The organism is Aestuariivita sp. (genome assembly GCF_049276915.1).
GTDB lineage: Bacteria > Pseudomonadota > Alphaproteobacteria > Rhodobacterales > Rhodobacteraceae > Aestuariivita.
Genome location: NZ_JBASXK010000054.1, coordinates 13,294 through 36,985 on the forward strand (window position 1 = coordinate 13,294; position 23,692 = coordinate 36,985).

The 23,692-nt window shown below is 60.6% G+C and carries 20 protein-coding genes and 1 pseudogene; 9 read left to right on the forward strand and 12 right to left on the reverse strand.

Translation table 11 applies throughout. From position 1 onward, the window contains the following. The 3 genes from WAO69_RS05765 to WAO69_RS05775 all read left to right on the forward strand — a co-directional run bounded on the left by WAO69_RS05765 (window position 1) and on the right by WAO69_RS05775 (window position 5,184). On the forward strand, window positions 1-1,368 hold the full coding sequence (locus tag WAO69_RS05765) for a response regulator (RefSeq protein WP_422177101.1): 1,368 nt from the start codon (window positions 1-3) through the stop codon (window positions 1,366-1,368). 164 nt (window positions 1,369-1,532) lie between these two features. Beyond that, on the forward strand, window positions 1,533-3,779 hold the full coding sequence (locus WAO69_RS05770; protein ID WP_422177102.1) for an ATP-binding protein: 2,247 nt from the start codon (window positions 1,533-1,535) through the stop codon (window positions 3,777-3,779). After that, window positions 3,772-5,184, forward strand: a complete 1,413-nt coding sequence (locus tag WAO69_RS05775; RefSeq protein ID WP_422177103.1) for a sigma-54-dependent transcriptional regulator — start codon at window positions 3,772-3,774, stop codon at window positions 5,182-5,184. The genes WAO69_RS05770 and WAO69_RS05775 overlap by 8 nt, the downstream gene beginning before the upstream one ends. Window positions 5,185-5,216: 32 nt before the next feature. Here the strand turns inward: WAO69_RS05775 and WAO69_RS05780 are convergent, their stop codons facing one another. Next, window positions 5,217-5,678, reverse strand: a complete 462-nt coding sequence (locus WAO69_RS05780) for a hypothetical protein (RefSeq protein WP_422177104.1) — start codon at window positions 5,676-5,678, stop codon at window positions 5,217-5,219. 114 nt (window positions 5,679-5,792) lie between these two features. Here WAO69_RS05780 and trkA point away from each other — a divergent pair, with 114 nt between their 5' ends. From trkA to hflX, 4 genes are all read left to right on the forward strand, one after another. Then, window positions 5,793-7,169 carry a Trk system potassium transporter TrkA gene (gene trkA / locus WAO69_RS05785; RefSeq protein ID WP_422177105.1) on the forward strand — a complete coding sequence of 459 codons (1,377 nt, stop codon included), beginning with the start codon at window positions 5,793-5,795 and terminating at the stop codon, window positions 7,167-7,169. Window positions 7,170-7,172: 3 nt separating this feature from the next. Next, entirely contained in the window at window positions 7,173-8,708 is a 1,536-nt protein-coding gene (locus WAO69_RS05790) for a TrkH family potassium uptake protein (protein WP_422177106.1), read from the forward strand. Window positions 8,709-8,863: 155 nt separating this feature from the next. Next, window positions 8,864-9,103, forward strand: a complete 240-nt coding sequence (gene hfq, locus WAO69_RS05795; protein WP_008204623.1) for an RNA chaperone Hfq — start codon at window positions 8,864-8,866, stop codon at window positions 9,101-9,103. Then, window positions 9,103-10,377 (forward strand): GTPase HflX, encoded by a 1,275-nt coding sequence (gene hflX / locus WAO69_RS05800; RefSeq protein WP_422177107.1) that lies wholly within the window; start codon window positions 9,103-9,105, stop codon window positions 10,375-10,377. Before hfq ends, hflX begins: the two co-directional genes overlap by 1 nt. 60 nt (window positions 10,378-10,437) lie before the next feature. Here hflX and WAO69_RS05805 read toward each other — a convergent pair whose 3' ends face one another. Both WAO69_RS05805 and WAO69_RS05810 read right to left on the reverse strand, forming a co-directional pair. After that, window positions 10,438-10,896: a DUF3237 domain-containing protein gene (locus WAO69_RS05805; RefSeq protein ID WP_422177108.1), complete on the reverse strand. Its 459-nt coding sequence runs from the start codon at window positions 10,894-10,896 to the stop codon at window positions 10,438-10,440. After that, window positions 10,893-13,358 (reverse strand): penicillin acylase family protein, encoded by a 2,466-nt coding sequence (locus WAO69_RS05810; protein ID WP_422177109.1) that lies wholly within the window; start codon window positions 13,356-13,358, stop codon window positions 10,893-10,895. The genes WAO69_RS05805 and WAO69_RS05810 overlap by 4 nt, the downstream gene beginning before the upstream one ends. A 186-nt stretch (window positions 13,359-13,544) precedes the next feature. Here WAO69_RS05810 and WAO69_RS05815 point away from each other — a divergent pair. Further along, window positions 13,545-13,840, forward strand: a pseudogene (locus WAO69_RS05815) (NAD-binding protein); the annotation flags it as partial. A 52-nt stretch (window positions 13,841-13,892) separates the two neighbouring features. On the opposite strand, the gene WAO69_RS05820 reads toward WAO69_RS05815, so the two are convergent. Genes WAO69_RS05820 through WAO69_RS05830 form a run of 3 tightly spaced genes read right to left on the reverse strand, consistent with a single transcriptional unit; the run spans window position 13,893 to window position 17,180 of the window. Continuing rightward, on the reverse strand, window positions 13,893-14,594 hold the full coding sequence (locus WAO69_RS05820; RefSeq protein WP_422177110.1) for an aspartate/glutamate racemase family protein: 702 nt from the start codon (window positions 14,592-14,594) through the stop codon (window positions 13,893-13,895). Then, window positions 14,591-15,466, reverse strand: a complete 876-nt coding sequence (locus tag WAO69_RS05825) for an NAD(P)-dependent oxidoreductase (RefSeq protein WP_422177111.1) — start codon at window positions 15,464-15,466, stop codon at window positions 14,591-14,593. Before WAO69_RS05825 ends, WAO69_RS05820 begins: the two co-directional genes overlap by 4 nt. Continuing rightward, window positions 15,459-17,180 carry a dihydroxy-acid dehydratase gene (locus WAO69_RS05830; protein ID WP_422177112.1) on the reverse strand — a complete coding sequence of 574 codons (1,722 nt, stop codon included), beginning with the start codon at window positions 17,178-17,180 and terminating at the stop codon, window positions 15,459-15,461. The genes WAO69_RS05825 and WAO69_RS05830 overlap by 8 nt, the downstream gene beginning before the upstream one ends. Before the next feature lie 76 nt (window positions 17,181-17,256). Here WAO69_RS05830 and WAO69_RS05835 point away from each other — a divergent pair, with 76 nt between their 5' ends. Beyond that, window positions 17,257-18,018: a 2-keto-4-pentenoate hydratase gene (locus tag WAO69_RS05835; RefSeq protein ID WP_422177113.1), complete on the forward strand. Its 762-nt coding sequence runs from the start codon at window positions 17,257-17,259 to the stop codon at window positions 18,016-18,018. Window positions 18,019-18,023: 5 nt separating this feature from the next. Here WAO69_RS05835 and WAO69_RS05840 read toward each other — a convergent pair whose 3' ends face one another. The 6 genes from WAO69_RS05840 to WAO69_RS05865 form a co-directional block, all read right to left on the reverse strand. Continuing rightward, window positions 18,024-19,316, reverse strand: a complete 1,293-nt coding sequence (locus tag WAO69_RS05840) for a TRAP transporter large permease (protein ID WP_422177114.1) — start codon at window positions 19,314-19,316, stop codon at window positions 18,024-18,026. Window positions 19,317-19,322: 6 nt separating this feature from the next. Next, window positions 19,323-19,838 (reverse strand): TRAP transporter small permease, encoded by a 516-nt coding sequence (locus tag WAO69_RS05845; protein WP_422177115.1) that lies wholly within the window; start codon window positions 19,836-19,838, stop codon window positions 19,323-19,325. 6 nt (window positions 19,839-19,844) lie between these two features. Beyond that, window positions 19,845-20,876, reverse strand: coding sequence for a TRAP transporter substrate-binding protein (locus tag WAO69_RS05850; protein ID WP_422177116.1), 1,032 nt, complete (start codon window positions 20,874-20,876; stop codon window positions 19,845-19,847). Window positions 20,877-20,983: 107 nt separating this feature from the next. Beyond that, on the reverse strand, window positions 20,984-21,700 hold the full coding sequence (locus tag WAO69_RS05855; RefSeq protein ID WP_422177117.1) for an SDR family NAD(P)-dependent oxidoreductase: 717 nt from the start codon (window positions 21,698-21,700) through the stop codon (window positions 20,984-20,986). Further along, window positions 21,697-22,470 (reverse strand): cyclase family protein, encoded by a 774-nt coding sequence (locus WAO69_RS05860; RefSeq protein WP_422177118.1) that lies wholly within the window; start codon window positions 22,468-22,470, stop codon window positions 21,697-21,699. The genes WAO69_RS05855 and WAO69_RS05860 overlap by 4 nt, the downstream gene beginning before the upstream one ends. Next, window positions 22,467-23,672: an SDR family NAD(P)-dependent oxidoreductase gene (locus WAO69_RS05865; RefSeq protein WP_422177119.1), complete on the reverse strand. Its 1,206-nt coding sequence runs from the start codon at window positions 23,670-23,672 to the stop codon at window positions 22,467-22,469. The genes WAO69_RS05860 and WAO69_RS05865 overlap by 4 nt, the downstream gene beginning before the upstream one ends. Window positions 23,673-23,692 lie beyond the last annotated feature (20 nt).

The window sequence follows — 23,692 nt, forward strand, 5'->3', positions numbered from 1 at the left end:
ATGGATGGGACCGTTCTGGTTGCTGACGACGATCGCACAATTCGTACCGTTTTGACCCAAGCTCTGACCCGGGCTGGGTGCAAGGTGCATGCCACAAGCTCTCTGACCACGCTGATGCGCTGGGTGGCAGAGGGAAAGGGCGATGTCGTGATCTCGGATGTCATCATGCCCGATGGAAACGGGCTGGAAATGCTGCCGAAGATCGCCCAGGACCGCCCCGGTCTTCCGGTGATCGTAATCTCGGCGCAAAACACGATCATGACGGCCATTCAGGCCGCAGAGGCCGAGGCCTATGATTACCTGCCCAAGCCGTTTGATCTGCCCGATCTGATGAAGCGCACCGCGCGTGCGCTGGAGATGAAGCGCCGCACGCCCTCGGAGGCGCAGCGCGAAGTCGATGAGCGACCCGATGACCTGCCTCTGGTGGGACGCACGCAGATCATGCAGCAGCTTTACCGGCTGGTGGCGCGGGTGATGAACACGGACCTGCCGGTGCTGATCTCGGGGGAAAGCGGTACGGGCAAGTCCCTGATCGCACGGGCGATCCATGACTTCTCGGACCGGCGCACATTGCCGTTCATCACCATCACGGCGGCGGATATCCGCGACCTTGAAGGCCCTGCACGGGTGCTGGCGCGGGTCAAGGGCGGCACGCTGTTGATTGATGAGATCGGCGACATCGAAGATGAATTGCAGGCGCGGATCGTGCGCATGATGGATGCACCGGGCGATCATGTGCCGCGCTTCATGGCGACCTCTCAGACCGATCTGACCCATGCGATGGACTCCGGACATATCAGGCAGGATTTCTATTACCGTTTGTCGGGGGCGACGATCCACGTGCCTGCCGTGCGTGAACGGGTGGATGATATTCCGCTTTTGGCAGAACATTTTCTGGCCCGCGCAGAACGCGACGGATCGCCCATTCGCCGGTTGAGTGCCGAGGCGGGTGAGCTGTTTCGCGCCTATAGCTGGCCCGGAAACGTGCGCCAGTTGGAAAACGCGGTACGTCGTCTTGTGCTGACCAGCCGCGCCGAGGAAATCGCGCGCAGTGAGGTCGAAGGCGTGCTGGGCTCTCAACCCGAGATGGAACCGGTTCTGGGCTCTGGCGATGCGGAAAAGCTGTCTGCATCAGTGGCGCGCCACCTCAGGCGGTACTTTGATCTGCATGGCAACATGCTGCCGCCTCCGGGGCTGTATACGCGAATCTTGCGGGAGGTTGAGATGCCTCTGATCGAGATCGCCCTCGATGCGACAGGCGGTAATCAGGCAAAATGCGCTGAACTTCTTGGTATAAACCGTAATACCCTCAGGAAAAAGATCACTGATCTGGATATACAGGTGACACGGCGCCGCAAATTGATGTAAATTCGCCACATAACCGTGGCGGCGTAGCCTCAATTTGCAGGACCTTATCTTGTGAGAGTGCTGCGCAAGACCACGATATATGGCGGTCAGTCGCATCGAGCGGCGCATCAAGGTGAGGGCATCGGGTGGTATCCCGGGCACAAGGTAATCATTGGGTCCAGAGAATGAGGCGCGTCAGCAAGACGCGGCGGCTGCGCAATGCAGGCACGCTGGGTCTTGTGCTGCTGGGCCCCTTGCTTGCGCTGGCGACCTTTCTGGTTCTGGGGCCGTTTGATCAGGGTGCCTCTGCACTCAGCCTGCGCCTCGTGCTCTTGGCCGATCTTGTCTATGTGCTGGTGGTGGCCACGCTTGTCCTTGGCTCTGTCGCGCGTCTTGTCGCGGCGCGTCGGGCGCAATCGGCGGGCTCGCGTCTGCACCTGCGACTGACAGGTGTGTTTGCGCTGCTGGCGCTGATTCCCACAGTGACGGTGGCGATTTTCGCGGTTCTGACCGTGAATGTCGGTCTTGAAGGCTGGTTCTCGGACAGGGTCAGCCGGGTGGTCGGGTCTTCTCTGGCCGCGGCCGAAGCTTACGAGTCAGAGCAGCGCGAGGATCTGGCCGAGGATGCGCGGGCTTTGGGCCGCTACATCGACGCCAGTCGTACGAACACGTTCTTCATGAATGACGGAGAGATCCGGCAGGTTCTGGGAACCGGCCAGTCGCAAATCCAGCGGGGTTTGCGCGAAGCCTATGTGATTGATGGCACCGGTGAAATCCGCGCCCGGGGCGAGGGTTCCTATCTCTTTGATTTCGAGAAACCGTCACTGGAACAGATCGCCGCCGCCAGTGACTCCGGGCTGACCATCATCGAGGATTGGGACAATAACGAATTTCGCGCGCTGGTGCGGCTTGAAGCCTTTGTGGATCGCTTTCTGTACGTCAGCCGAGTGGTGGATGGTGAAATCCTGAACCTGCTTGATGATACGCAGGAAACCGTGCGGCTCTATCAACAGCTGGAAAGCGAGCGGGGGCGGGTGCTGTTCGAATTCGGCCTTCTCTACCTGGGTTTTGCCGTCATTCTGATTCTTGCGGCGATCTGGCTGGGCTTGTGGTTTGCCGAACGGTTGTCGCGCCCTGTGGGGCGGCTTGCCGGGGCGGCGCAACAGGTGGGCGCTGGTGATCTGGATGTGCAGGTCATCGAAGAAGAGGGCGATGACGAGATCGCCATGCTGGGCCGCTATTTCAACCAGATGACGCGCCAGCTCAAGGGTCAGCGCGAGACGCTTCTGGACAACAACCGCCAGATCGAACGCCGTCGCCGCTTGTTTGATTCCGTGCTCAGTTCGGTGACATCAGGTGTTGTGGGGCTGGATTCGGATGGTCGGGTGACTTTTGTGAACCGCTCGGCGGAACGTCTGCTGGACTGGAGGGGAACCGAACAGTCCCTGGTCCTCAAAGTCGCAGTGCCCGAGTTCGGCGAGATGTTCGACCAGCTGAAAACCGGTGCCCAGGAGGTCGCGCAGGACGAGATCCGTGTGACGCGCAATGGACGACAAGAGAATCTGCTGGTGCGCATGGCAACGCGGCGCAATGAGGATGGCCGCCTTGAAGGCTATGTGGTGGCCTTTGATGACGTGACCGATCTGGTCAGTGCCCAAAGGATGGCGGCCTGGGGCGATGTGGCACGTCGGATCGCCCATGAGATCAAGAACCCGCTGACCCCGATCCAGTTGAGCGCCGAGCGCATCAAACGCAAGTTTGCACCGCAAGTGGGTGACGATCGCGACAAGCTGGAACAAATGACAGACGTGATTGTGCGTCAGACCAATGACTTGCGGCGCATCGTTGATGAGTTTTCGAAATTCGCCCGTATGCCGGAACCCAATCGAAAGGTCGAAGACCTCACTCAATTGCTCAGTGATGCCGTGTTGCTGCAACAGACCGGACAGCCTGATGTCGCCATCTCGGTCGAGCTTCCGGATCATCCGGTAACGACCGATATCGACGACACCATGATCAGTCAGGCGCTGACGAACCTGATCAAGAATGCAGGAGAAGCCATTGAATCCCTGCAGAAAAAAGGCGCGCCGGACGATCATGTACCGCAAATACGCATCGCATTGGATGCGGACGAGATGCGCGCCCGCATTACCATATCAGACAATGGCATCGGCCTGCCCGAAGACCGGGCCCGGCTGTTTGAACCCTATGTAACCACCCGCGACGCAGGAACCGGATTGGGCCTGCCGATCGTGAAGAAGATCATCGAAGAACATGGCGGCACCCTCGCGCTGGAAGATGCCCCTGTGTTTGAAGGTCAATCCCACTTCGGTGCGATGGCAGTGATTCAGCTGCCCGTGTCCTCTGCTGCGCCCCTCGTGGCCGGCGAAAATTTTATCCAATCCCAAAAGATGCAGGATCAAGATGAGTGATATTCTGATTGTAGATGACGAACGCGATATCCGCGAATTGGTCTCGGATATCTTGGAAGATGAAGGATATAGCACCCGGCTGGCAGGCACCTCGGATGAGGCGATGGCGCAGGTCAGTGCGGAACCACCCGGTTTGCTGATCCTCGATATCTGGCTGAAAGACAGCAATATGGATGGCATCGACATCCTCAAGGCCGTCAAACGGGACAATCCGGATATCCCCGTGGTCATCATTTCCGGTCACGGCAATATCGAGATCGCGGTCGCTGCGATCAAACAGGGTGCCTATGACTTCATCGAAAAGCCCTTTAATATCGACCAGTTGCTGGTTGTCATCCGGCGCGCGATGGAAACGTCACGCCTGCGTCGCGAGAACCTGTCCCTGAAACGCCGCGACAGTGGCACGGCTCAGATGGTTGGCCAATCCGGCTCGTTTCGTGCCCTGGTCGGCCAATTGGACAAGGTCACCAAGTCCAACGGCCGTGTGATGCTGACCGGGCCCGCCGGTTCCGGCAAAGAGATCGCAGCGCGCTATATCCACGCCAATTCCAATCGCGCCTCGGGACCGTTTGTAACGGTCAACTGCGCCTCGATCGAACCGGATCGGATGGAAGAAGTGTTGTTTGGCCGTGAAGGCTCGGACCGTGGCGTCGAGCCGGGCCTGCTGGAAGAGGCCCATGGCGGAGTGGTCTATTTCGATGAGGTCGCGGATATGCCGTCTGGCACCCAGTCCAAGATCCTCCGGGTTCTGGTCGACCAGCAATTTCAGCGTGTTGGCGGCAATGACAGGATTCGCGTGGATTTGCGGGTGATCTCTTCGACCAACCGGGATCTGGCCGCCGAGATCGAAGCCGGGCGTTTCCGTCAGGAACTCTATCATCGCCTGAATGTCGTGCCGATCGCGGTGCCCGCGCTTGAGGAGCGGCGCGAGGATATTCCGGTACTGGCGGAACATTTCATCGGTATGTGCATCGAAACCCAGGGACTGCCGATGCGCACAATCTCGGAAGAGGCCGCAGCACTGATGCAGACGATGGTCTGGCCGGGGAATGTGCGTCAGCTCAAGAACCTGATCGAACGGGTTCTGATCCTTGGCGATGGCACCGGTCCGATCGAGGCGCGGGAATTGCCCTCGGACGGAGACAGCGATGGCGAAGAGGGGCGGGTCGTTCTGTCCGGGATCATGGCATCGCTGCCGCTGCGCGAAGCACGCGAGGCCTTCGAGCGGGAATACCTGCTTACCCAGATCAACCGCTTTGGTGGCAACATCAGCCGCACGGCGTCTTTTGTCGGGATGGAGCGCAGTGCGCTGCATCGCAAGCTGAAGTCATTGGGAGTTGTGACCTCGAACAAGGCAGGCTCGCGGATTGCGCATCTTGAAGATGAAGAGGCCGAATCCGCATGATCCGCGCCGTGATGACCGCCTGACGCCTTTTGTTAACCCCGGTTCACGATCTGAAAGCTGCCATCGTCGTTGCGGATCGCACAGCTGTTTGGCGTGAGTGCCGGTAATCTCGTGGTCGCGCTCGGCGGCGCGGCATTTGCCACGGATTGCGGACAGGCTGGCAGCGAAACCGGGGTATAGCCAAGCCGAGCCATGCAGCGATCGGCCAGCTGGCCTCGGAGCTGGGCGTTCACATCCACCTCGTAGATGAGCCCCGGTTCCCAATATCCACCGCGGATCGTGCAGGCCCCAGCGGCGTTGCAATACTGTCGCGGCGGAATGTAGATGCTGGGATCACGCCGTATCTGGTTGGCCACTGGAGCATCCTTGAGAGCCGCGACACGGCATGTCAGACGGTCGTCCTCCATCTTGGCGACCGTGACACCGGGGCGATAATAGAGCGACAAGGGCTGACAGCCCGAAACAAGCAATGTGGCAAGAAGGATCATGGTCATGCGCATGGTGGCAATAGTGACTCAGCTTCGTGCGGCTGACAATTGATTTGACCGGGCCGGGGGCATCTGCCATTCAAAAGGCTCAGTAAATTTGCCCAAGCTGGGACCATATAGATGAAGGTCATCATTTGCGGGGCCGGCCAGGTTGGCTGGCAGATCGCACGCCACCTGTCGGGCGAGCTGAACGATGTCACTGTGGTGGATAACGACCCGGATCTGGTGCGTCGCGCGACCGATACGCTGGATGTGCAGGGTATTGCGGGCTTTGCCTCCTATCCCGATGTGCTGGACCGTGCGGGGGCGCGCGACGCTGACATGATCATCGCGGCAACCTATTCGGACGAGGTGAACATGGTCACCTGTCAGGTGGCTCATTCGGTGTTTTCCATCAATCGCAAGATCGCCCGTTTGCGCAGCCAGTCCTATCTGAATGCGATCTATTCCGACCTCTATCGCCGCGATCACCTGCCGATCGACGTGGTGATCAGTCCCGAGCGCGAAGTGGCGGCGGCTGCGATGCAGCGCCTGTCGGCACCGGCGGCATTTGACATCGAAACCTTCATGGAGGGCAAAGCGCAGTTTCTCGGAGTGCGTATCGCCGAAGACTGCCCGATCGTGAACACAGCACTGCGCCAGTTGACCGACCTGTTTTCAACGCTGCGCACTATCGTCGTGGGGATCCGCCGGGATGGCACGCTGTTTGCTCCGGAAGCAGGCGATCAGTTGTTCGTTGGGGATGATTGTTACCTCTTTACCCATGCCGATGATGTTGCACGCACCATGGAAATCTTCGGCAAGACCCAGAAAAAACAGGAACGTGTCGTGATTGTTGGGGGGGGCAATGTCGGTCTGACCGTCGCCAAGGCGCTGGAAGATCAGGCAAGCCGCATCCGGGTCAAAGTAATCGAGCGCGACCGCAGTTGCGCCGAACGTGCCGCCGAGGCGTTGGAGCGCACAATCGTGCTGCATGGCGACGGGCTGGATGCTGCCCTGTTGAACGAGGCCGGCATCAAGCGCGCAGATGCCATGCTGGCTGTTACGGATGACGACAAGACCAACATGCTGGCCGCTGTGCGCGCCAAGGCCGAAGGCTGCCCGATGGCGATTGCGCTGATCAATGATCCGACGCTGGTGCCCTTGATGGCCCCCTTGGGCATCGACGCCTATATCAACCCGCGCGCCACGACCGTCAGTTCGATCCTGCGCCATATCCGCCATGGCAGGGTGCGGCAGGTCTATTCCATCGGGGATGCCGAGGCCGAGGTGATCGAAGCCGAGGTACTCTCGACGTCGCCCATGGCCGGGCAGCGCCTGCGCGACATCGATTTTCCCGAAGGCGTGTTGGTCGGTGCCGTGATGAAACAGGGCGAGGTCGTGCGCCCGGTGGGCGGCACGCGCATCGACGAGGGCGATGTGGTCGCCATTTTCGCGATGTCAGACGACGTGCCAGAGGTCGAGCGGCTGATGCAGGTCTCGATCGACTTTTTCTGAGGTATGGCGCGCAGAGATCAGCAGAGTGGATTTTGGGGCGGGCAGCCTCTGTTCGTGCTGTTGCTGGGGATATCGGCGCTGTCGATGTATGTGCCGGCAGCCCATGCGCTTATCCGCGATGATCACCCCACTTCGCGCTCGTTTTTCTATGCAGGCACGCTTGGGCTGATCGTGGTGATGCTGATTGCCATCGTGCTGTCTTCGCGCACGGGGCGGCATGGGGCATTCGGGCAGCTTCTGTCACTTCTAGCGGCGTTCGTGTTTGTTCCGCTGTTTCTGGCGGTACCGTTTCATGATGCCCTGGGGACGACCCGGTTTTTGAACGCCTATGTCGACATGGTGTCGTCACTGACGACAACCGGCGCTGATATTTTCAATGATCCCAATCGGTTGAATGACACACTTCACCTTTGGCGAGCGCAGGTGGCGTGGATGGGAGGGCTGATGATGTGGATCGCGGCCTCTGCCGTGCTTGCGCCGCTCAACCTTGGGGGCTTTGAAGTCACCGCCAAGGGCCAACCGGGGCGCGGTGGGCGCGGTGAGATCGCGGCGGAAGCGGCCAGTCCGCGTCAGCGCATCTTGCGCTCGACCCAGGCCTTGGTGCCGATCTATAGCGGGCTCACGCTTGTTCTGTGGGTCGCGCTTCTGGTTGCAGGAGACCGGCCCCTGGTGGCTTTGTGCCATGCGATGTCCGTGATGGCGACAAGCGGTATCTCTCCGCTTGGTGGGGTCGAGAACGCGCAGGCCGGCGTCCCGGGCGAGGTCGTGATGGCGCTGTTCATGGTTTTTGCCCTCTCCAGACTGACCTTTTCCAGTGATACGGTGACCAAGGGCAATGCGCGCCTGGATCGCGATCCCGAATTCCGTATCGGTGTTTTGCTGGTGATAGCAGTGCCCTTGATCCTGTTCCTGCGTCATTGGCTGGGCGCATATAGCGTGGATCAGGTCGAACCCGGGGTCGAGGCGGTCAGTGCCCTCTGGGGCAGCGTGTTCACCGTCTTGTCCTTTCTGTCGACCACCGGTTTTGTCAGCGCAGATTGGGGCCAGACCCAGATGTGGTCAGGTCTGGGCACGCCGGGGCTGATCCTGATGGGTCTGGCCCTGATCGGAGGCGGGGTGGCGACCACGGCGGGCGGCGTCAAACTGCTGCGGGTCTATGTGCTTTATGTCAACGGCCTGCGCGAAATGGAGCGGCTGATCCATCCGTCCTCTGTGGGCAGTGAAGGCACCGAGCGGCGGAGCATTCATCGCAGTGGAGCCTTCATATCATGGATATTCTTCATGCTCTTTGCGCTCAGCCTTGCCGCGATCACGGTTCTGCTGACCCTTTTCGGGGTCAGCTTTGAGGATGCGATCCTTATGAGCGTTGCAAGCTTGTCGACGACAGGTCCCTTGATTGAAGTGGCCAGCGAGAACCCGATCAACCTGCTGGAACTTGCGGATGGCGCAAAGCTGGTTCTGGCCTTCGCCATGGTGCTGGGCCGGTTCGAAACCTTGGCGATTATCGCGCTTGTCAGTGCGGACACATGGCGGCGTTGAATTCAAGCGCTTTCAGGGCTCTGGGCGCGGTTTGGCGCGTGGTTGCGTAAAGGACTGTTTTTTGGGGTGGAATCTCCCATCGCGGCGCGACATACTCCACGCATAGGGCGTGCCGATATGCGGTATGCAGCAAGAATAACGGCGAGTATTTTAAAATGGCTTCGGACAGACAGAACCTGCAGGACGCATTCCTGAACCATGTGCGCAAGACAAAGGTTCCGGTCACGATCTTTCTGATCAACGGTGTGAAACTGCAGGGCGTTATCACTTGGTTTGACAATTTTTGCGTTCTTTTGCGCCGCGATGGTCAATCGCAGCTGGTGTACAAGCATGCGATTTCCACGATAATGCCCGCTCAGCCGATCTCTCTCTATGAGGGTGAAGACGCCTCTTGATGGAGCATGAGCGGAGCCGCACCCGGGCCTGGGTGCTGCATCCCGATATCAAAAGTGATTCTGCGCGCAGGGACCCGATTCCTGCGTTGGAAGAGGCCGTGTCATTGGCCCGGGCGCTCCCGGATCTGGATGTCGTCGGCTCCACGATCGTGCGTGTTGACCGCGCCAAGGCCGGATTTCTCTTTGGCTCAGGCAAGATCGAAGAGCTCAAAGCGCGCTTTGCAGCGGATGATGTTGAACTGGTCCTGATCGACGGCGCAGTCACGCCGGTTCAACAGCGCAATCTGGAAAAACAGTGGAAGGTCAAGATCCTGGATCGCACGGGGCTTATCCTCGAGATTTTTTCGGATCGTGCGCGCACGCGCGAAGGCGTGCTGCAGGTTGAGATGGCCGCGTTGTCCTATCAACGCACGCGGCTGGTGCGTGCCTGGACCCACCTTGAGCGTCAGCGCGGTGGCCTGGGGTTCGTGGGTGGTCCCGGCGAGACCCAGATCGAAGCAGACCGGCGCGCGATCGACGATCAGCTTGTGCGCTTGCGCAGACAGCTCGACAAGGTGGTGAAGACCCGCGAACTGCATCGCAAGGCGCGCGCCAAGGTGCCCTATCCGATCGTCGCGCTTGTCGGGTATACCAACGCCGGAAAATCCACGCTTTTCAATCGCTTGACCGGGGCCGATGTCATGGCCAAGGACATGCTTTTCGCCACTCTGGATCCCACCATGCGGCGGGTGGAACTGCCCGATGGCCCAGAGGTGATCCTGTCGGATACGGTGGGTTTCATCTCGGATCTGCCGACCCAGCTGGTGGCGGCATTCCGCGCCACCTTGGAAGAGGTTCTGGCGGCCGATCTCATCGTCCATGTCCGCGATATCAGCCATGCCGACACGGTGTCCCAGGCGGAGGATGTCGAAGCGATCCTGACGTCATTGGGCGTGGATGAGAGCCGTCCGCGCATCGAGTTGTGGAACAAGATCGACTTGCTGCCCGAAGAAGAACGCGAGGCCGCCGTGGCGCGTGCGGCGCGCGAAGAGGGGGTGTTCGCGATTTCGGCGCTGGACGGGACGGGCTTGCCCGAGTTGCTGGACGCCATTGGTCACCTGCTGCAGGGTGTGCGACGCGAAGAAGAGCTGCATCTGGGCTTTCAGGACGGTCGCAAGCGGGCCTGGTTGTTTCAGCAGGATGTGGTTCAGGAAGAAAAGCAGGATGAGGCGGGCTTCCATCTGAGCGTCATCTGGACCGATCGGCAAAAGGCACAGTTCAACAGCCTGACATGAGGACCGCAAGGCGCGCCGCGCGCCTTTCTTGCAGCCCGGTCTGACCGTCAGCAATGCGGATCAGTCGATCGCAAAGAGCGATAGAATGACCTGCGCGGACTGCCGTTGCCCGGTTCCGACAAAAAGCGTGCTGTTCACCCAGGCATAGCGCGGATCGCCGGTTTCAAGTCGGGCCTGGGTGCGCATGTAATAGGAAGACGGTGCCACGTCTTCACCGCGGGCGAGGGCGGCCATGACGTCTGCGGGCCCATGGCGATAGCCATAGTTGCGGATGTCGATGATAGCGCCGTCATCGGTTTGCATCGCATAGCGGGTATCAAGTTCAGCTGTGCCGTTCGTCCAGATTGTTTGCCAGTCGGCACCCAGATCGAGGATTCGCCCCTGCAACCGGGGGCCCTGCACCGTGCCGCCCACAATGGGGATGATCCTGCGCAGGCCGGCGCGGCCTTCTCCCAGTGACATGATCGGATCAAGATCCACGCGCAACTCGCAGACAGGGTTGAGGATGGGCGGCGTCATTGGGCAGGCTCCAATATGGTGATGCCCACGGCACCCGCCCGCGCAAGATCAAGATCGAGGCTCATGGGAATATACTCGCCGCGCCGCCAGAGCTGGGCCAGGTCATCATAGTGACGCGACAGGAAATGCCCTGATTGGCCGGTTGAGGTGATAAAGACCGAACTGTCGGGATCGGCAAAATCATAGACCCCGCGATAGGCCGCCCCATGCACATTGAAGAACGGATCAGGGTCGGTGCCCGAGGTCAAACCGCGTTGCAAGGTATTGTCCCCCCCAGAGGTCGATTGGCGAATGTTCATGAAATAGCGCAGCACCGGCACCGATCCAAGGGTGGGGTGGTCATGTGTGGCCTGATGCGCATCACCCCAGCGCAGGGATTCAAGCGCGCTGCCATAGCGTTCGGTGATCCAGATCAGCGCATCATCCAATGCCAGACGCGCAATGTCTGTGCAGGTTTCTTGTGGTGCGCTCTGGACCACGTCGCACCAGATGGCGGCTCCGTCGATGTTGCGATAGACGCGCTCGATGAACAGCGGCTCTACATGGGTGAACGCATCCGCAAGAGGACCCAGTTCATCGCGGATCAGGCGATCCTGAAGCGCGCGCAGCCAGGCGGCATAGATCAAGGGTTCGGGCAGATGTTCGTTCATCTCGCCGTTCCATTCAGACAGCAGGGACAATGCGCGCTGGCGCTGACGTGCGGTGGTGCCGTCTGGCGCGGCCTCACCGGTGAACCACAGATCCGCGCCGACCAGTGGCAGCAGCGAGCGGGCCGTAAAACTCACCGGATCAAGCTGGGCTTCGATAAAACTGTCGCGGGTGTGGACTTCGCGCGACTGCATCAGGCGCTGCCAGCGGTTCACGCGTTGCGTGTCGCCCCATTCATACGAGAGGTGATTGGGGAAGGGGCGCTCGACCACCTTGTTGTTCGTATTGCCCAGAATGCCGCCTCTTGGGTCCACGAAAACAGGGTTGGAGTCATAGGGCATCCGTCCCTGCCAGCGGTTCTCGGCCCGCCAACCCTGAGAGGGCAATCGGCCAAGGCTTTGATGTGCAACGTCGCGGCGCGGGACCAGACCGATCAGTTTCATGCCGATGCTGGTTCTGTCCACCAATGTCAGCATCTGGCTGGGGGCGATGAAATCTTCGGCGGCGGCAATGGCCTCTTGTACTGTATCCGAGCGCATGATGTTCATGGCCGCGGTCATGCTGGTGTCTTCCCCGGTCAGCAGCGTCCAGGCGACCGAGGCCACATGCCCGGGCGGCGTGACCGTTCCCAGCGCATATTGGCTGGGCGGCAGAACGGGGCCGTTTTCGGACCACCTCAGCGTGATGGTGATGGGGGTTTCGTCTTTTATCTCGATGATGCTCTGGCGCGTCTGGAAGGGCTTGAAGCCCGTGGGCGTCAGATATTCTTCGTTGTTTTGCGGGTTGAGCTGTTCGATATAGACATCCTGATCGTCCAGATAGGACGAGGTCAGTCCCCAGCCCAGACGGTCACTGCGCCCGAACATGATGGCAGGCACGCCCGGGAAAGAGGCCCCGATCACGTCTCCGCTCTCCAGCTTCAGGCGCGCAAGATACCAGATGGTCGGGGCGGAAAAGCCCAGATGCGGGTCACTGGCCAGCAGCGTGCCTCCGGCAGCGGAGCGGTCCGGGGCGGCAGCGAATGCGTTGGATGCACCGGCCAGTTTCAAAGGCTGAACAGGTGAGAGCGGGTCATTGGGCATCGGCTCGGCCTGAGCAAAGCGCGGCAGGTCGGGGAACAGGCTGGCGTATTCGGGCAGGGCCGCGATTCCGGTGCCGGGCGCATCAGGCAGAATATCGGCCAGGCGCGCGGGATCCGAAAGCGCCAGCGCGGTGCGCGCCCGCAGGACTTCGGCCTGCAAATGGCCCGAAAGCTGCACGCCGAGGATCTTGATCAAGGCCAGCGAATCCGCCGGAACCCAAGGGGCGACAGGTGCGTTGAAGAAGAACATCTCGGGCGCTCCGCGTCCCAAGGCGTCGCGGTTGATCTCATCGAGGCGGGCATTGACGCCCTTCGCATAGGCCTCAAGGGCTGCGCGCGTATACTCATCCTGAACCGCCACCGATTGCTGCGCCAGCCGATAGAGATCAAGGCGGCGCATCAGCGTGTCGATGCGTTGGGTGCGCGCGCCAAAGATTTCCGAAAGCCGTCCCTGCGCGGTGCGCCGCAGGATCGTCATCTGCCAAAGGCGGTCCTGCGCATGGGCATAGCCAAGGCCGAAAAAACTGTCCTGATCCGTGGCTCCGAGAATGTGGGGGACATTGGCATTGTCGCGCACGATTTCGATCGGTCTGGTCAGATCGTCAACGCTGACGCGCTTGTCATAGTCGGGCAAAGAACCTGCCGCCAGGTAATAGGCAAGAATGACGGCCGTCAGAACCAGAAGGATTGCCGCTCCGGTAAGCCGTATCAGCCATGTGAATGCGATGCGCATGTCCGCCCCTTTGATTTGACGTCTTCCGGATGCCTGTTAGGTACAGGGCCGACAGTAAATCAAGTGAAAACGGGCAGAAAGCAGATGGCGAAACTGGCGTTTCCTGGATTGGGCGTGATGGGCTATCCGATAGCGGGCACCTGCTGGCCAAGGGCCATGAGGTCACGGTCAACAATTCCCACGACAAAGCCGGTGATTGATGCCTTTGCCAGGAAATGCGTGCGCCTTGGCGAAAGCGGCTCGGGGCAGTTGACCAAGATGGTCAATCGCCATGAGACGATGCTGGATGATCACTTTGAACACGGATTCGCCGTGGATTGAATCGCAAGGATCTGGGGATCTGCCTTGATGCCAGCGATGAGATCGCAGCGAGCCTGCCTGTAGCGGCTCTGGTGGATCAGTTTTACAAGAATGTGCAGAAGATGGGAGGCGGGTGCCAGGATGTATCAAGCCTTGTCATAAGGTTGAAAAGCGCCGTTTAAGTTGCTGTAATCAAAGTGAAACGGCTTTGCATGGGTAGGGCCGCTTCGCGTTTCAGAGGGTAAAAAGTCGGCCATGTCCCGTGGCGCGCCCGCTGTGACCGGTCAGACGCGCAGCGCCCCAAGCCCCGGCCGTGGCGCTGCTGACAACAGGAATATCCAGCATGTCTTCCAACGGGGTGATCACCGGAAGCGTTCTGAGACCGCCGCATGAGATGAACAGCGCCTGCGCGTGCGGCGCGGCTTTGGCGGCGCGCTGGCCCAGGGCGATCAGATCTTGCGATGCGGTGGACTGGATCCTCGCCACATCGGTCAGTTCAAGCGCCTCCAGACTGAGAATTTCAAGGCCTTCCCGCTCCAGGTAGTCGCGCAGGGCTTCGTTTACCACCGTGGTATAGGCGGTCGCGACCGCGATGCGTCTGGCCGAACATGCGCGCAAGGCATCCAGCACCGAATCCGTCATTGTGGTGACGGGTAGCCCGGTGGCGGCTGTCATCGCCTCGATCACCTGCGCATTCCCGGCGGCACCACGATAGAAACTGAGTGAGGTGCCCATGAAAGAGATCGCCTCGGCCCCCTGGTCTTTCAACTCACGCGCCAGGCCGGCGGTATGGTCGATGACAGAGTCATATCCCTCTGGCGTGAGTTCAGGCAGGCCCAGACCACGGGCGATGAAGCGCATGTCGGGGTAAAGCACCGGCGGTTCAGGGGGCACTGCACCGTCCTCGGGGGGCACGATCATGCCGATGGTTGTCATGTCTGCCCCTTGAGCGGGAGAACGATGGTTGAAATGTCATCTTCGGCGTGGCCCATATCGACGGCTTGTCGCATCAAGCTGCGGGTCGCCGTGGTGAGGGGCAGGGCGGCGCGGTTCGCGGCCACCGCGGCCACGGTGTCCAGATCCTTGAGCATCATCGCGACCGTGCCCAGCGGATCCGCGAAATTTTCCGCCGCCATACGGGGCGCAAGAAGCTGGAAAGGTTTGGAATCGGCAAATCCGCCCGCCAGGGCCTCGGTCAGTTTGCCCGCGTCGACGCCTGTGGCCTTGGCAAAATTCACGGCTTCGGCTGTCAGCGCCATTATGCCGCCCGACAGGATCTGATTGACCAGTTTGGTCATTTGTCCGGCCCCGGCAGGCCCCATATGCGTGACGCGCTGGGACAGCGGCTCGATATGCGGGGCTGCGGTCTTGAAGTCCTCTTCGGTGCCACCGGTCATGACGGTGAGCGTGCCTGCACTCGCCGCGGGCGTGCCGCCTGATACGGGGGCATCGATCCACCCTATGCCATTGGCGGCGCGCAGTCGTTCGCCATAAGTGATGGTAAGCCCCGGATCCATCGAGGAAAAGTCGATCAGGATCTGCGGACCGGTGACCGAGGCTATGCCGTCTGCACCAAACACGACCGCTTCGACAGCCGGTGCGCTGGTCAGGCAGCACATGACGATATCGGATGTGCGCGCCAGTTCCGCGGGGGTGGCGGCCAGCGTCGCCCCTGCATCGACCGCCGGGGCGGCCTTGTCGGCGGTCCGGTTCCAGACCGTGACGCAATAGCCAGCCTTCAGCAGGTTCATCACCATGGGCAGGCCCATCAGGCCCGTACCCAGGTACCCGATGCGAGGCTTAGTCATCCTGAGCATCCTCGAACGGCCATTCGGCATTTCCCGAATGCGTGATTGCGCCGAAATAGGCCGACTGGACCGCGTTTGCATATTTCTCCATCGCGCCCGACAGTTTGCGGGCCGGGGCTGCCGCAAGGGCCGCCCTGCGTCTGGCAAGCGTCTCGTCATCGACATGCAGATCGATCGCGCGCACGCCTTCCGTGGTGTCGATGCGGATGATGTCACCGGTTTCCACCAGCGCCAGCGGGCCACCCGCCCCGGCTTCGGGCGAGAGATAGCCGATGCACATGCCGCGCGTCGCTCCCGAGAAGCGGCCATCGGTGACCAGCGCCACCTTTTCCCCCATGCCCTGGCCATAGATCACGGCGGTCGGGCCAAGCATTTCGCGCATTCCCGGTCCGCCTTTGGGGCCTTCATTGCGGATGATCAGAACTTCGCCCTCGTGATAGCCGCGCTTGCGGATGACGGCCATGGCCTCTTCCTCGCTGTCAAACACGCGGGCCGGGCCTTCGTGGATGCGGCGCTTGAGACCGGCGACCTTGATGAAGGCCCCTTGGGGGGCAAGGTTGCCCTTGATCACGATCACGCCGCCAGAGCTGTCTATGGCATTCGACACAGGTCGGATCACGTCACCGTCCGGGTCAGGAGCATCCCGTGTTGCGTCTTCCAGCGTCTCTCCGGTCAGTGTCAATGTATGCCCGTGCATATGCCCCGACTTGATCAGTTCCTTGATGATCACCGGCACGCCGCCCAGTCGGTGCACGTCCAGCGCGTAGTACTGCCCACCCGGGCGCAGATTGCCGATCAGCGGGGTGCGCTCGAACACTGTGCCCACATCATCCATCGTAAAGGGAATTCCCGCCTCATTGGCGATGGCGCAGATGTGCATCCCGGCATTGGTCGACCCGCCCGTGGCGGCGAGGATGGCACAGGCATTCTCAAGGCTCTCGCGTGTCACGAGGTCCCGGGGAAGCGGGCCGCCGCGCTCGAGAATCTCCATCACCAGATGGCCCGCCTTGCGACCAAGTGCGGCCCGTTCGGAATAGACCGCCGGGATCAGGGACGAGCCGAGCGGCGCGATGCCAAGCACTTCCGAGATCATGCCCATTGTATTGGCGGTGAACTGGCCGGGGCAGGCGCCGATGGTGGGCATCGCGGCGCGCTCCATCTCATCCAGTTCTTCGTGCGACAGATCTCCTGACATGACGGCCCCGGCACCTTCGTAGGTATCAAGGATCGAGATCGTCTTGCCTTTGTACATGCCCGGCAGGGTCGAGCCGCCAAATACAAACACCGAAGGCGCGTTCATGCGCACCATGCCCATGATCATCGCAGGCAGGTTCTTGTCGCAGCCGCCATAGCCGATGATGCCGTCATAGGCATGTCCGCGCATCAGCAGCTCTACGCTATCTGCGATCAACTCGCGCGACATGAGCGAAGCCTTCATGCCCTGATGGTTCATGCTGAGACCGTCGGACACCGATATCGTCGTGCTTTCGCGCGGGGTGCCGCCTGCTTCCTGCACGCCTTTATAGGCATGTTGCGCCTGTGCCCCGAGGCCCATGTTGCAGGGCGAGGTTTCCGATTGGGTCGAGACCACACAGATCATCGGACGCGCAATCGCATCATCGTCAAGACCCTGGCCGCGCATGAAAGCGCGGTGCGGCACACGGTCAAGCCCGTCCGTCGTGATACGCGATCTCAGTTTCTTGCGGTCAGCCATGGTAAGCTCCTTTGAGGTGTGGATTTCCCCCGCGCGCTTTGCCAAGGTGCGCCGGCAGATGCACAGGAGAGTGAAGATGGATCAGGATTGGGTAGACGCCGTGGTTGGCGCGCGGGCTGGTGTGGGCGTTTTCGACATGCCTGAAGTGACCGAGATGGCCGAGGCCTATCGCTTGCAGGACGCCTACATCGCCGGAGTTCCGGGCATTGTGGGCGGCTTCAAACTGGCGGTGAACGGCGCGCCTCAGATGGCGCATTTCGCCGTGACCGAGCCGGTTTGTGCCCGAATCCTTGCTGATGAGATTTATCAGACCGGTGTGGTTCTGCCCTTGGCGGGCTTCATGTCCGTGTCTGTCGAGCCTGAGCTCTGCGCCATTCTGGGCGAAGCAGTGGGCGATCTGAGCGGGCCCGTGGACCGCGCCGGTGCCATGGCGCTGATCGACAGGTTTCACGCCTCGATCGAAGTGATCGACCAGCGCGGGGTCGCGATGCCGACGCTCAAACTGTCTCAGGCGGTCGCGCTGAACGTGTTCAATGCCGGTATCGTTCTGGGAGAGACCTCTGTCGCGCCCGATCAGCTTGATCTTCCCAACATGCATGTAACGCTGGAGCTGGACGGCGCTGTGGTGAGCGAAACCACCGGCACGCCGCCGCAGGATCCGGTCGAGGCGGTTATGTGGCTGGTCAATCATCTGCAAGCGCGCGGTGTGCCACTGAGCCCCGGCATGGTGGTGATGTGCGGCACACATATTCCGATCCGCCATCTGGAAGACCATGTGCGCGACATCACCATCACCATGTCGGGCTTGGGCGCGGTGTCGTTTTCGCTTGGCGCATAGCATCGCTAGACGACAAAGCTTGGCAACCACAGCGAAAGCGCGGGTATGGCCACAATCAGCGCCAGTCGCACCAGATCCGCGCACCAGAAGGGCGTGACGCCTTTGAAGATCGTGCTTGTCTTCACATCCGGCAACACGCCCCTCAGAACAAAGACGTTCAGGCCGACCGGCGGCGTGATCAGGCTGATCTCGGTGACGACAACAACCACGATGCCGAACCAGATCGGATCATAGCCAAGATCCCGCACCAGCGGAAAGAAGATCGGCACCGTCAGCAGGATCATTGACAGGCTCTCGAACACGCAGCCAAGCACGACATAGATTGCCAGGATCGCCAGGATCACCAGCCAGGGCGTGTCGGAAAACTGCTGAGCAAAGCCAAGCAGGGCCTGCGGGAAATCGGTGTAATTGATGAAGTTTGCAAACAGCAGCGCACCGATCAGAACGGTGAACAGCATCGCGGTTGTTTCGACGCTTTCGATCAGCACCTCCATCATGACCTTCCAGGTCAGAGCGCCCCGAAACAGCGCAAAGAGGAAGGCACCGAAAGCCCCGATGCCGGCAGCTTCGGTGGGGGAAAAGACACCGCCATAGATACCGCCCATCACGATGCCGAAAAGCACCAACACCCCCCAGACGTTGCGCAGCGCATACAGGCGCTGGCTCCAGTCCTGACGCTCGGCCGCGGGGCCGGCGGCCGGGTTACGCCATGTGACATAGCGCACAGCGGCCAGGTACAAAAGCACACCCAGCAGGCCGGGGATCAGACCGGCTGCGAACAATTTGCCGATGCTTTGCTGGGTCAGGATGCCGTAGATCACCAGAATGACCGACGGCGGGATCAGGATGCCAAGCGTGCCGCCCGCGGCGATCGAGCCTGTAGCCAGCGTGTCGGAATAATTGAACTTGCGCATCGACGGCATGGCGACCTTCGACATGGTCGCGGCCGTTGCCAGAGACGAGCCACAGATCGCCGAAAAGCCTCCGCAGGCAACGACCGTGGCCATGGCCAACCCGCCCTTGCGGTGACCAAGAAAGGCGTTGGAGGCGTTGTAGAGTTCCGAGGCAAGCCGGGCGCGGGCCACAAGGTTGCCCATCAGCACGAACAACGGCACAACGGACAGCTCATAATTGATCGCTGCGTCAAACGCGGTTTGGCCCACGTTGTAAAGTGCCCCGATGGGGTTGAGCACGTAAGTCATGCCCAGAAAGCCGACAATGATCATCACCATCGCAATCGGGATCCGCATGAATGCAAGGATCAAAAGGGCAGCAAGGCCAACCAAAGCTTCGATCATGTCAGGTTATGCCCTTGTCTTGGCACCGGACGCATAGGTCCAGGCGTTGATCACAGCTGCAAAAGTGGCAATGGCGCACAGCACCGTCATGCCCAACCCAAAGGGCCATAAAAGCAGCAACAATTCATCTGTGACGGATTCGAATTCGAAATCGTCGCGGGTCTTGATGGCCAGCCGCCATGTCACCAGCGCAAGCGCCGCCGCACTCACCAGATTGACGACCACACCCTGCACCCGCACCAGAGCGCTCGGGACAAAGGAATCCAGCAGATCAACTGTTACATGGGTCTCGCGCAGCATGCTCATTGGTAGCGCGCAAAAGATGATGGCGGGCATCATCAGGGAAATCATCTCATAGGCTGCAGGCAAAGGGGCCAGAAATACATAGCGGCCCATCACGTCGATAAAGGTCAACAGCATCATGGAAAAAAGAACGATGCAGGCAATCCCGGCCAGCACATTGCTGGCCGGGGTAAGGCCGCGGATATGCACCGCGGCCGAGGTTGCTGGAACCGGATCCATCCGACTTTACATCGACGAGGCGGCTTTTTTCGCCTCGCCCATGAAGAAGTCGATGACCTCTTGGCCGTCAACACCGAATTCCTTGGCGGCTTCGATATAGTCGGCAGTGAACTGGGTGTTCAGCTCTTGCAATGCGGCCTGCAATTCGGGCGAGGCTTCGACAACGGTGTTGCCAGCAGCGAGGGCCGTTTCATAACCCCATTTGTTGATGGTATCCCAACCCTGACCGGCCATACGCGCATAGGCTTCGCCCGAGTGCTTGTCGATGATCGCTTTGAGATCGTCAGGTAGGTTGTCATAGGCCCGCGCATTCATGACAAGGTAATGCGAGGAGTTGTACCAGCCGCCCGGCATCGTTGTCGAATAGGGCACCAGTTCGGTGATCTTGAACGAGGGCAGGCTTTCCCAGACAAACAGAATGCCGTCCGCGATGCCCGAAGACAGGATCTCGAACGATTTGGGCGCGGGCTGGCGGATCGACACACCGCCCCAGGCCTCGACGATCGCCAGAGGGATCGGACCGCCGGTCCGGAACTTCTGACCCTCGAAATCGGCAGGTGTTTGCATGGTCTTCGAGGAATGGTGCACCTGACCGGGGCCGTGCAGGTTCACACCGATTACGAGGACACCTTTGTAGAGGTCCAGATCGGCCATGAACTTGTCATGGGTGCGCTGGAAGGCCACCGAAGTCGCTTCGGCGCTTTCGCCAAGGAAGGGGAATTCCCCGAACAGATAGGGTGTGAACTGGTTGCGCGTATACCCGTGAACCGAAAACGCCACATCGGCCTGGCCCGTGCGGACCGCATCCAGGTGTGCGGGGGGTGCTGCGACAGGTTTGGGCAGCCGGTTGAACTTGATGCGGCCTTCGCTTTCAGCCTCGATCGCGTCCATCCACGGGATGTAGATGTTTTCGTTCACCGGGTGCGACCAGGGCAGCCAGCTTGAATATGTCAGTTCGACTTCGGCCCATGCGACCGAAGCAGTCATGGCGACGGCAGTAACACCTGCAGCCGTGGTGGTGATCAATTTTTGAAACATGTTGGTCTCCCTTTTGGTTGATCTGTTGCTGTGATCTTTTTTTGTTTCACCGTTGCACACTCTCGCCTCTCGTTAAACTGTTGTCTTTCAATGCATCCCCGGGCCACTCACAGCTGCAAGGTCCCGATACTTGCGCCACCGCAGACATAGAGCGTCTGTCCGGTGACAAAGCCGTTCTCGGGGTCACAAAAATAGAGAAAGGCATTCGATATGTCGCGGGTCTCTCCAAGGCGGCCCACGGGAATGCGTTTGGCCAGAGCGGCCTCCTGATCGCTGTCTTTCTCGATGATGGACCAGAAGTTATCCGTTCGCACCGGTCCCGGAGCCACGACATTGACGGTTATCCCATGCGCAGCAAGCTCCAGCGCCCATGTGCGCGCCATGCCGATGATCCCGGCCTTGGTCGCGGAATAGGCGGTGCGTGTGGGCACGCCCAGGGCTGCGCGTGAACCATTAAACAGAACGCGACCGAACTGGCGCGCCTTCATCGCGGGCAGAAAGGCTTGCAACAGAGTCAAGGGGGCCGCGAGGTGCAACTGGGTCAGCCCGGCCAGATCTTCTGGTCTGACCTCTTCCACGAGGTTGGGCCAGATCAGGCCTGCATTGTGGATGAAATGCGTAACCTCATGAGCGGCGGCAATCTCGGCGGCGGCTTCAGCCGTTGCGCTTGCATCAAGAAGATCGCACAAAACATTGTGAATGCTCGGATTATCCGAGGTCGTGCGCGAGATGTTGATCACACGATACCCGCGATCCAGAAGGCATCCGGCAAGATCCGCGCCAATGCCCTTGTTGGCACCTGTTATGACGGCTGTCAGGGTCATGTCTCGACCATCGCCAGCACGCGCAAGGGGCTGCCGGTGCCATTCTTGATTTTCAATGGTGCCGCGATCAGCACTGCGCCCGTAGGGGGCAGCCTGTCCAGATTGGCCAGGCATTGAAGGCCGTATTTGCCCGCGCCATGCAGGATGAAATGCGCAGGATACGGCGGCGACAGATGCATGCCTTGCCCGGCGTCCGTGCCGACGCATTCGGTACCAAAGCCCGTGATATCGCGCGCGTCGATCAAGAAGCGGATCGCCTCGGCGCTTGGACCGGGAGAATGGGGGCCGTCTTGCGCCATGTTCAGATAGGCCGCGCCCGAGCGTTTGGACCAATCCGTGCGCATCAGCACCCATGCCCCTGCCGGGATCGGACCATGTTTTGCTTCCCAGGCCTCGATATGCGCAGGGGTCATCAGGAAATCCTCGTCCTGGGCGGTTTCGGCGGAACAGTCGATGACGCAAACCGGGCCCACGAAGTTTTCAGCCGGGATTTCGTCAACCGAACCCAGCGGCACATCGCGCCCCGAAATCCAATGCGATGGCGCGTCAAAATGCGTGCCGGTGTGCTCGGACATCGAGATATTGTTCCATTTCCATGCCGGACCGCGATGGTCATAGGCGCTGACTTCCTCCATGCGGAAACGCGCGCATTGGCCGAACTCGGGCGGCAGGATGATCACCGGAAAATCCGGATCCAGCGTATGGGTGAGGTCAATCACCTCGATCCGGCCCGCAGCCAGAGCGCTGGCCAGATTTGCCAGCGTGCTCATGCCATGTCTCCGGCCATCGTGCGTTCGCGCTCCAGAACCTTGGGGTCGCGCCGAAAGCGTTCGTACAGATCCTGGGCGATATCGCCACAATAAACGTCTTCGAGACCCCGTTGCAGCCCGCTGACGATGGACTTGGCCAGCGCCGTATCCGTCACCTTGGGCGGCGGCAAAGGCTCATACCAGTCATCCTCCGTCGGGCCGGTAAAGACGTTCATCACCCGCAGCCCCGAAGCGCGGAACTCGGCGCGCAAGGACAGGCTCAGCGCATAGGCCGCCGCGTTCGAGGCGTTGAAACAGCCGTAATCGGGGGCGTTTGACAGCGCTTCGACAGCCAGGATGTTCACCCATGCAACGGCTGAATTCACACCATCGGATGCGCGCGCGCACATGGCCGGTCCAAAGGCCTGGGCAAGGCGCATCAGACCAAGATAATTGACGTCGATCTCATCGCGCGCAAAGGCCGTATCGCCGCGCGCCAACACGCCGCCCGGGCGCATGAAACGGGCGTTGTTGATCATGATGTCGGTCTTGCCACCATATTCCGCGGCAAGTTTCTGCACGCTGGCCGTGTCGGTCAGATCCAGCGGCTGAAGATCAACGCCCAGATTTTCCAACGCCGCGCGTCCGGGGTAGGGGCGCCATGTCTCGGCCTCTCCGACATGAATCTGGGCCGCCCCTGCATCTTTGAGCGCCTTGACCAGCGCTGGCGTGCCGGGGTGTCGGCCATCGGTGATCATCACGCGGCGGTGCTTGGGGTCGGCTGTCATCTGTCGCAATTGCGGGTCGTCTTCCATAAGTGGGGTTCTTTCTTGCGGAACGGCAAGCAGGGTGGCCTGGCCTGCCCGATCCAGCAGGTTCCAGAGCATGACAGGGGATCGCGGCGCGCAATCTCCGTGCACATGGCAGATGATGATCGGCCCGGCATCCAACTGGACCGTGCCGGTGCGCCAGGGCATGCGCGCGCGGAAAAACAGGTTGGTCGAGGTGCGGATCGTCGTTTCGGCCAAAAGCCTGCCTTTGGGCGAGACATCTTTCCAGGGCAGATCGGTGGACAGACAGGTCTGGCAGGCATCGCGCGGGGGATATTGCACGGTCCGGCATTCGGCGCAGGTTTGCAGCGCAAAGCGCCCCTCGGCAGCCGCGGCACTCAGACCAAGCGAGGCGCGCGAGCGCCTCTCGGGCGGGCGCGTCGGCGTGTCCATGCGCTTTTGGGGATCTTTCT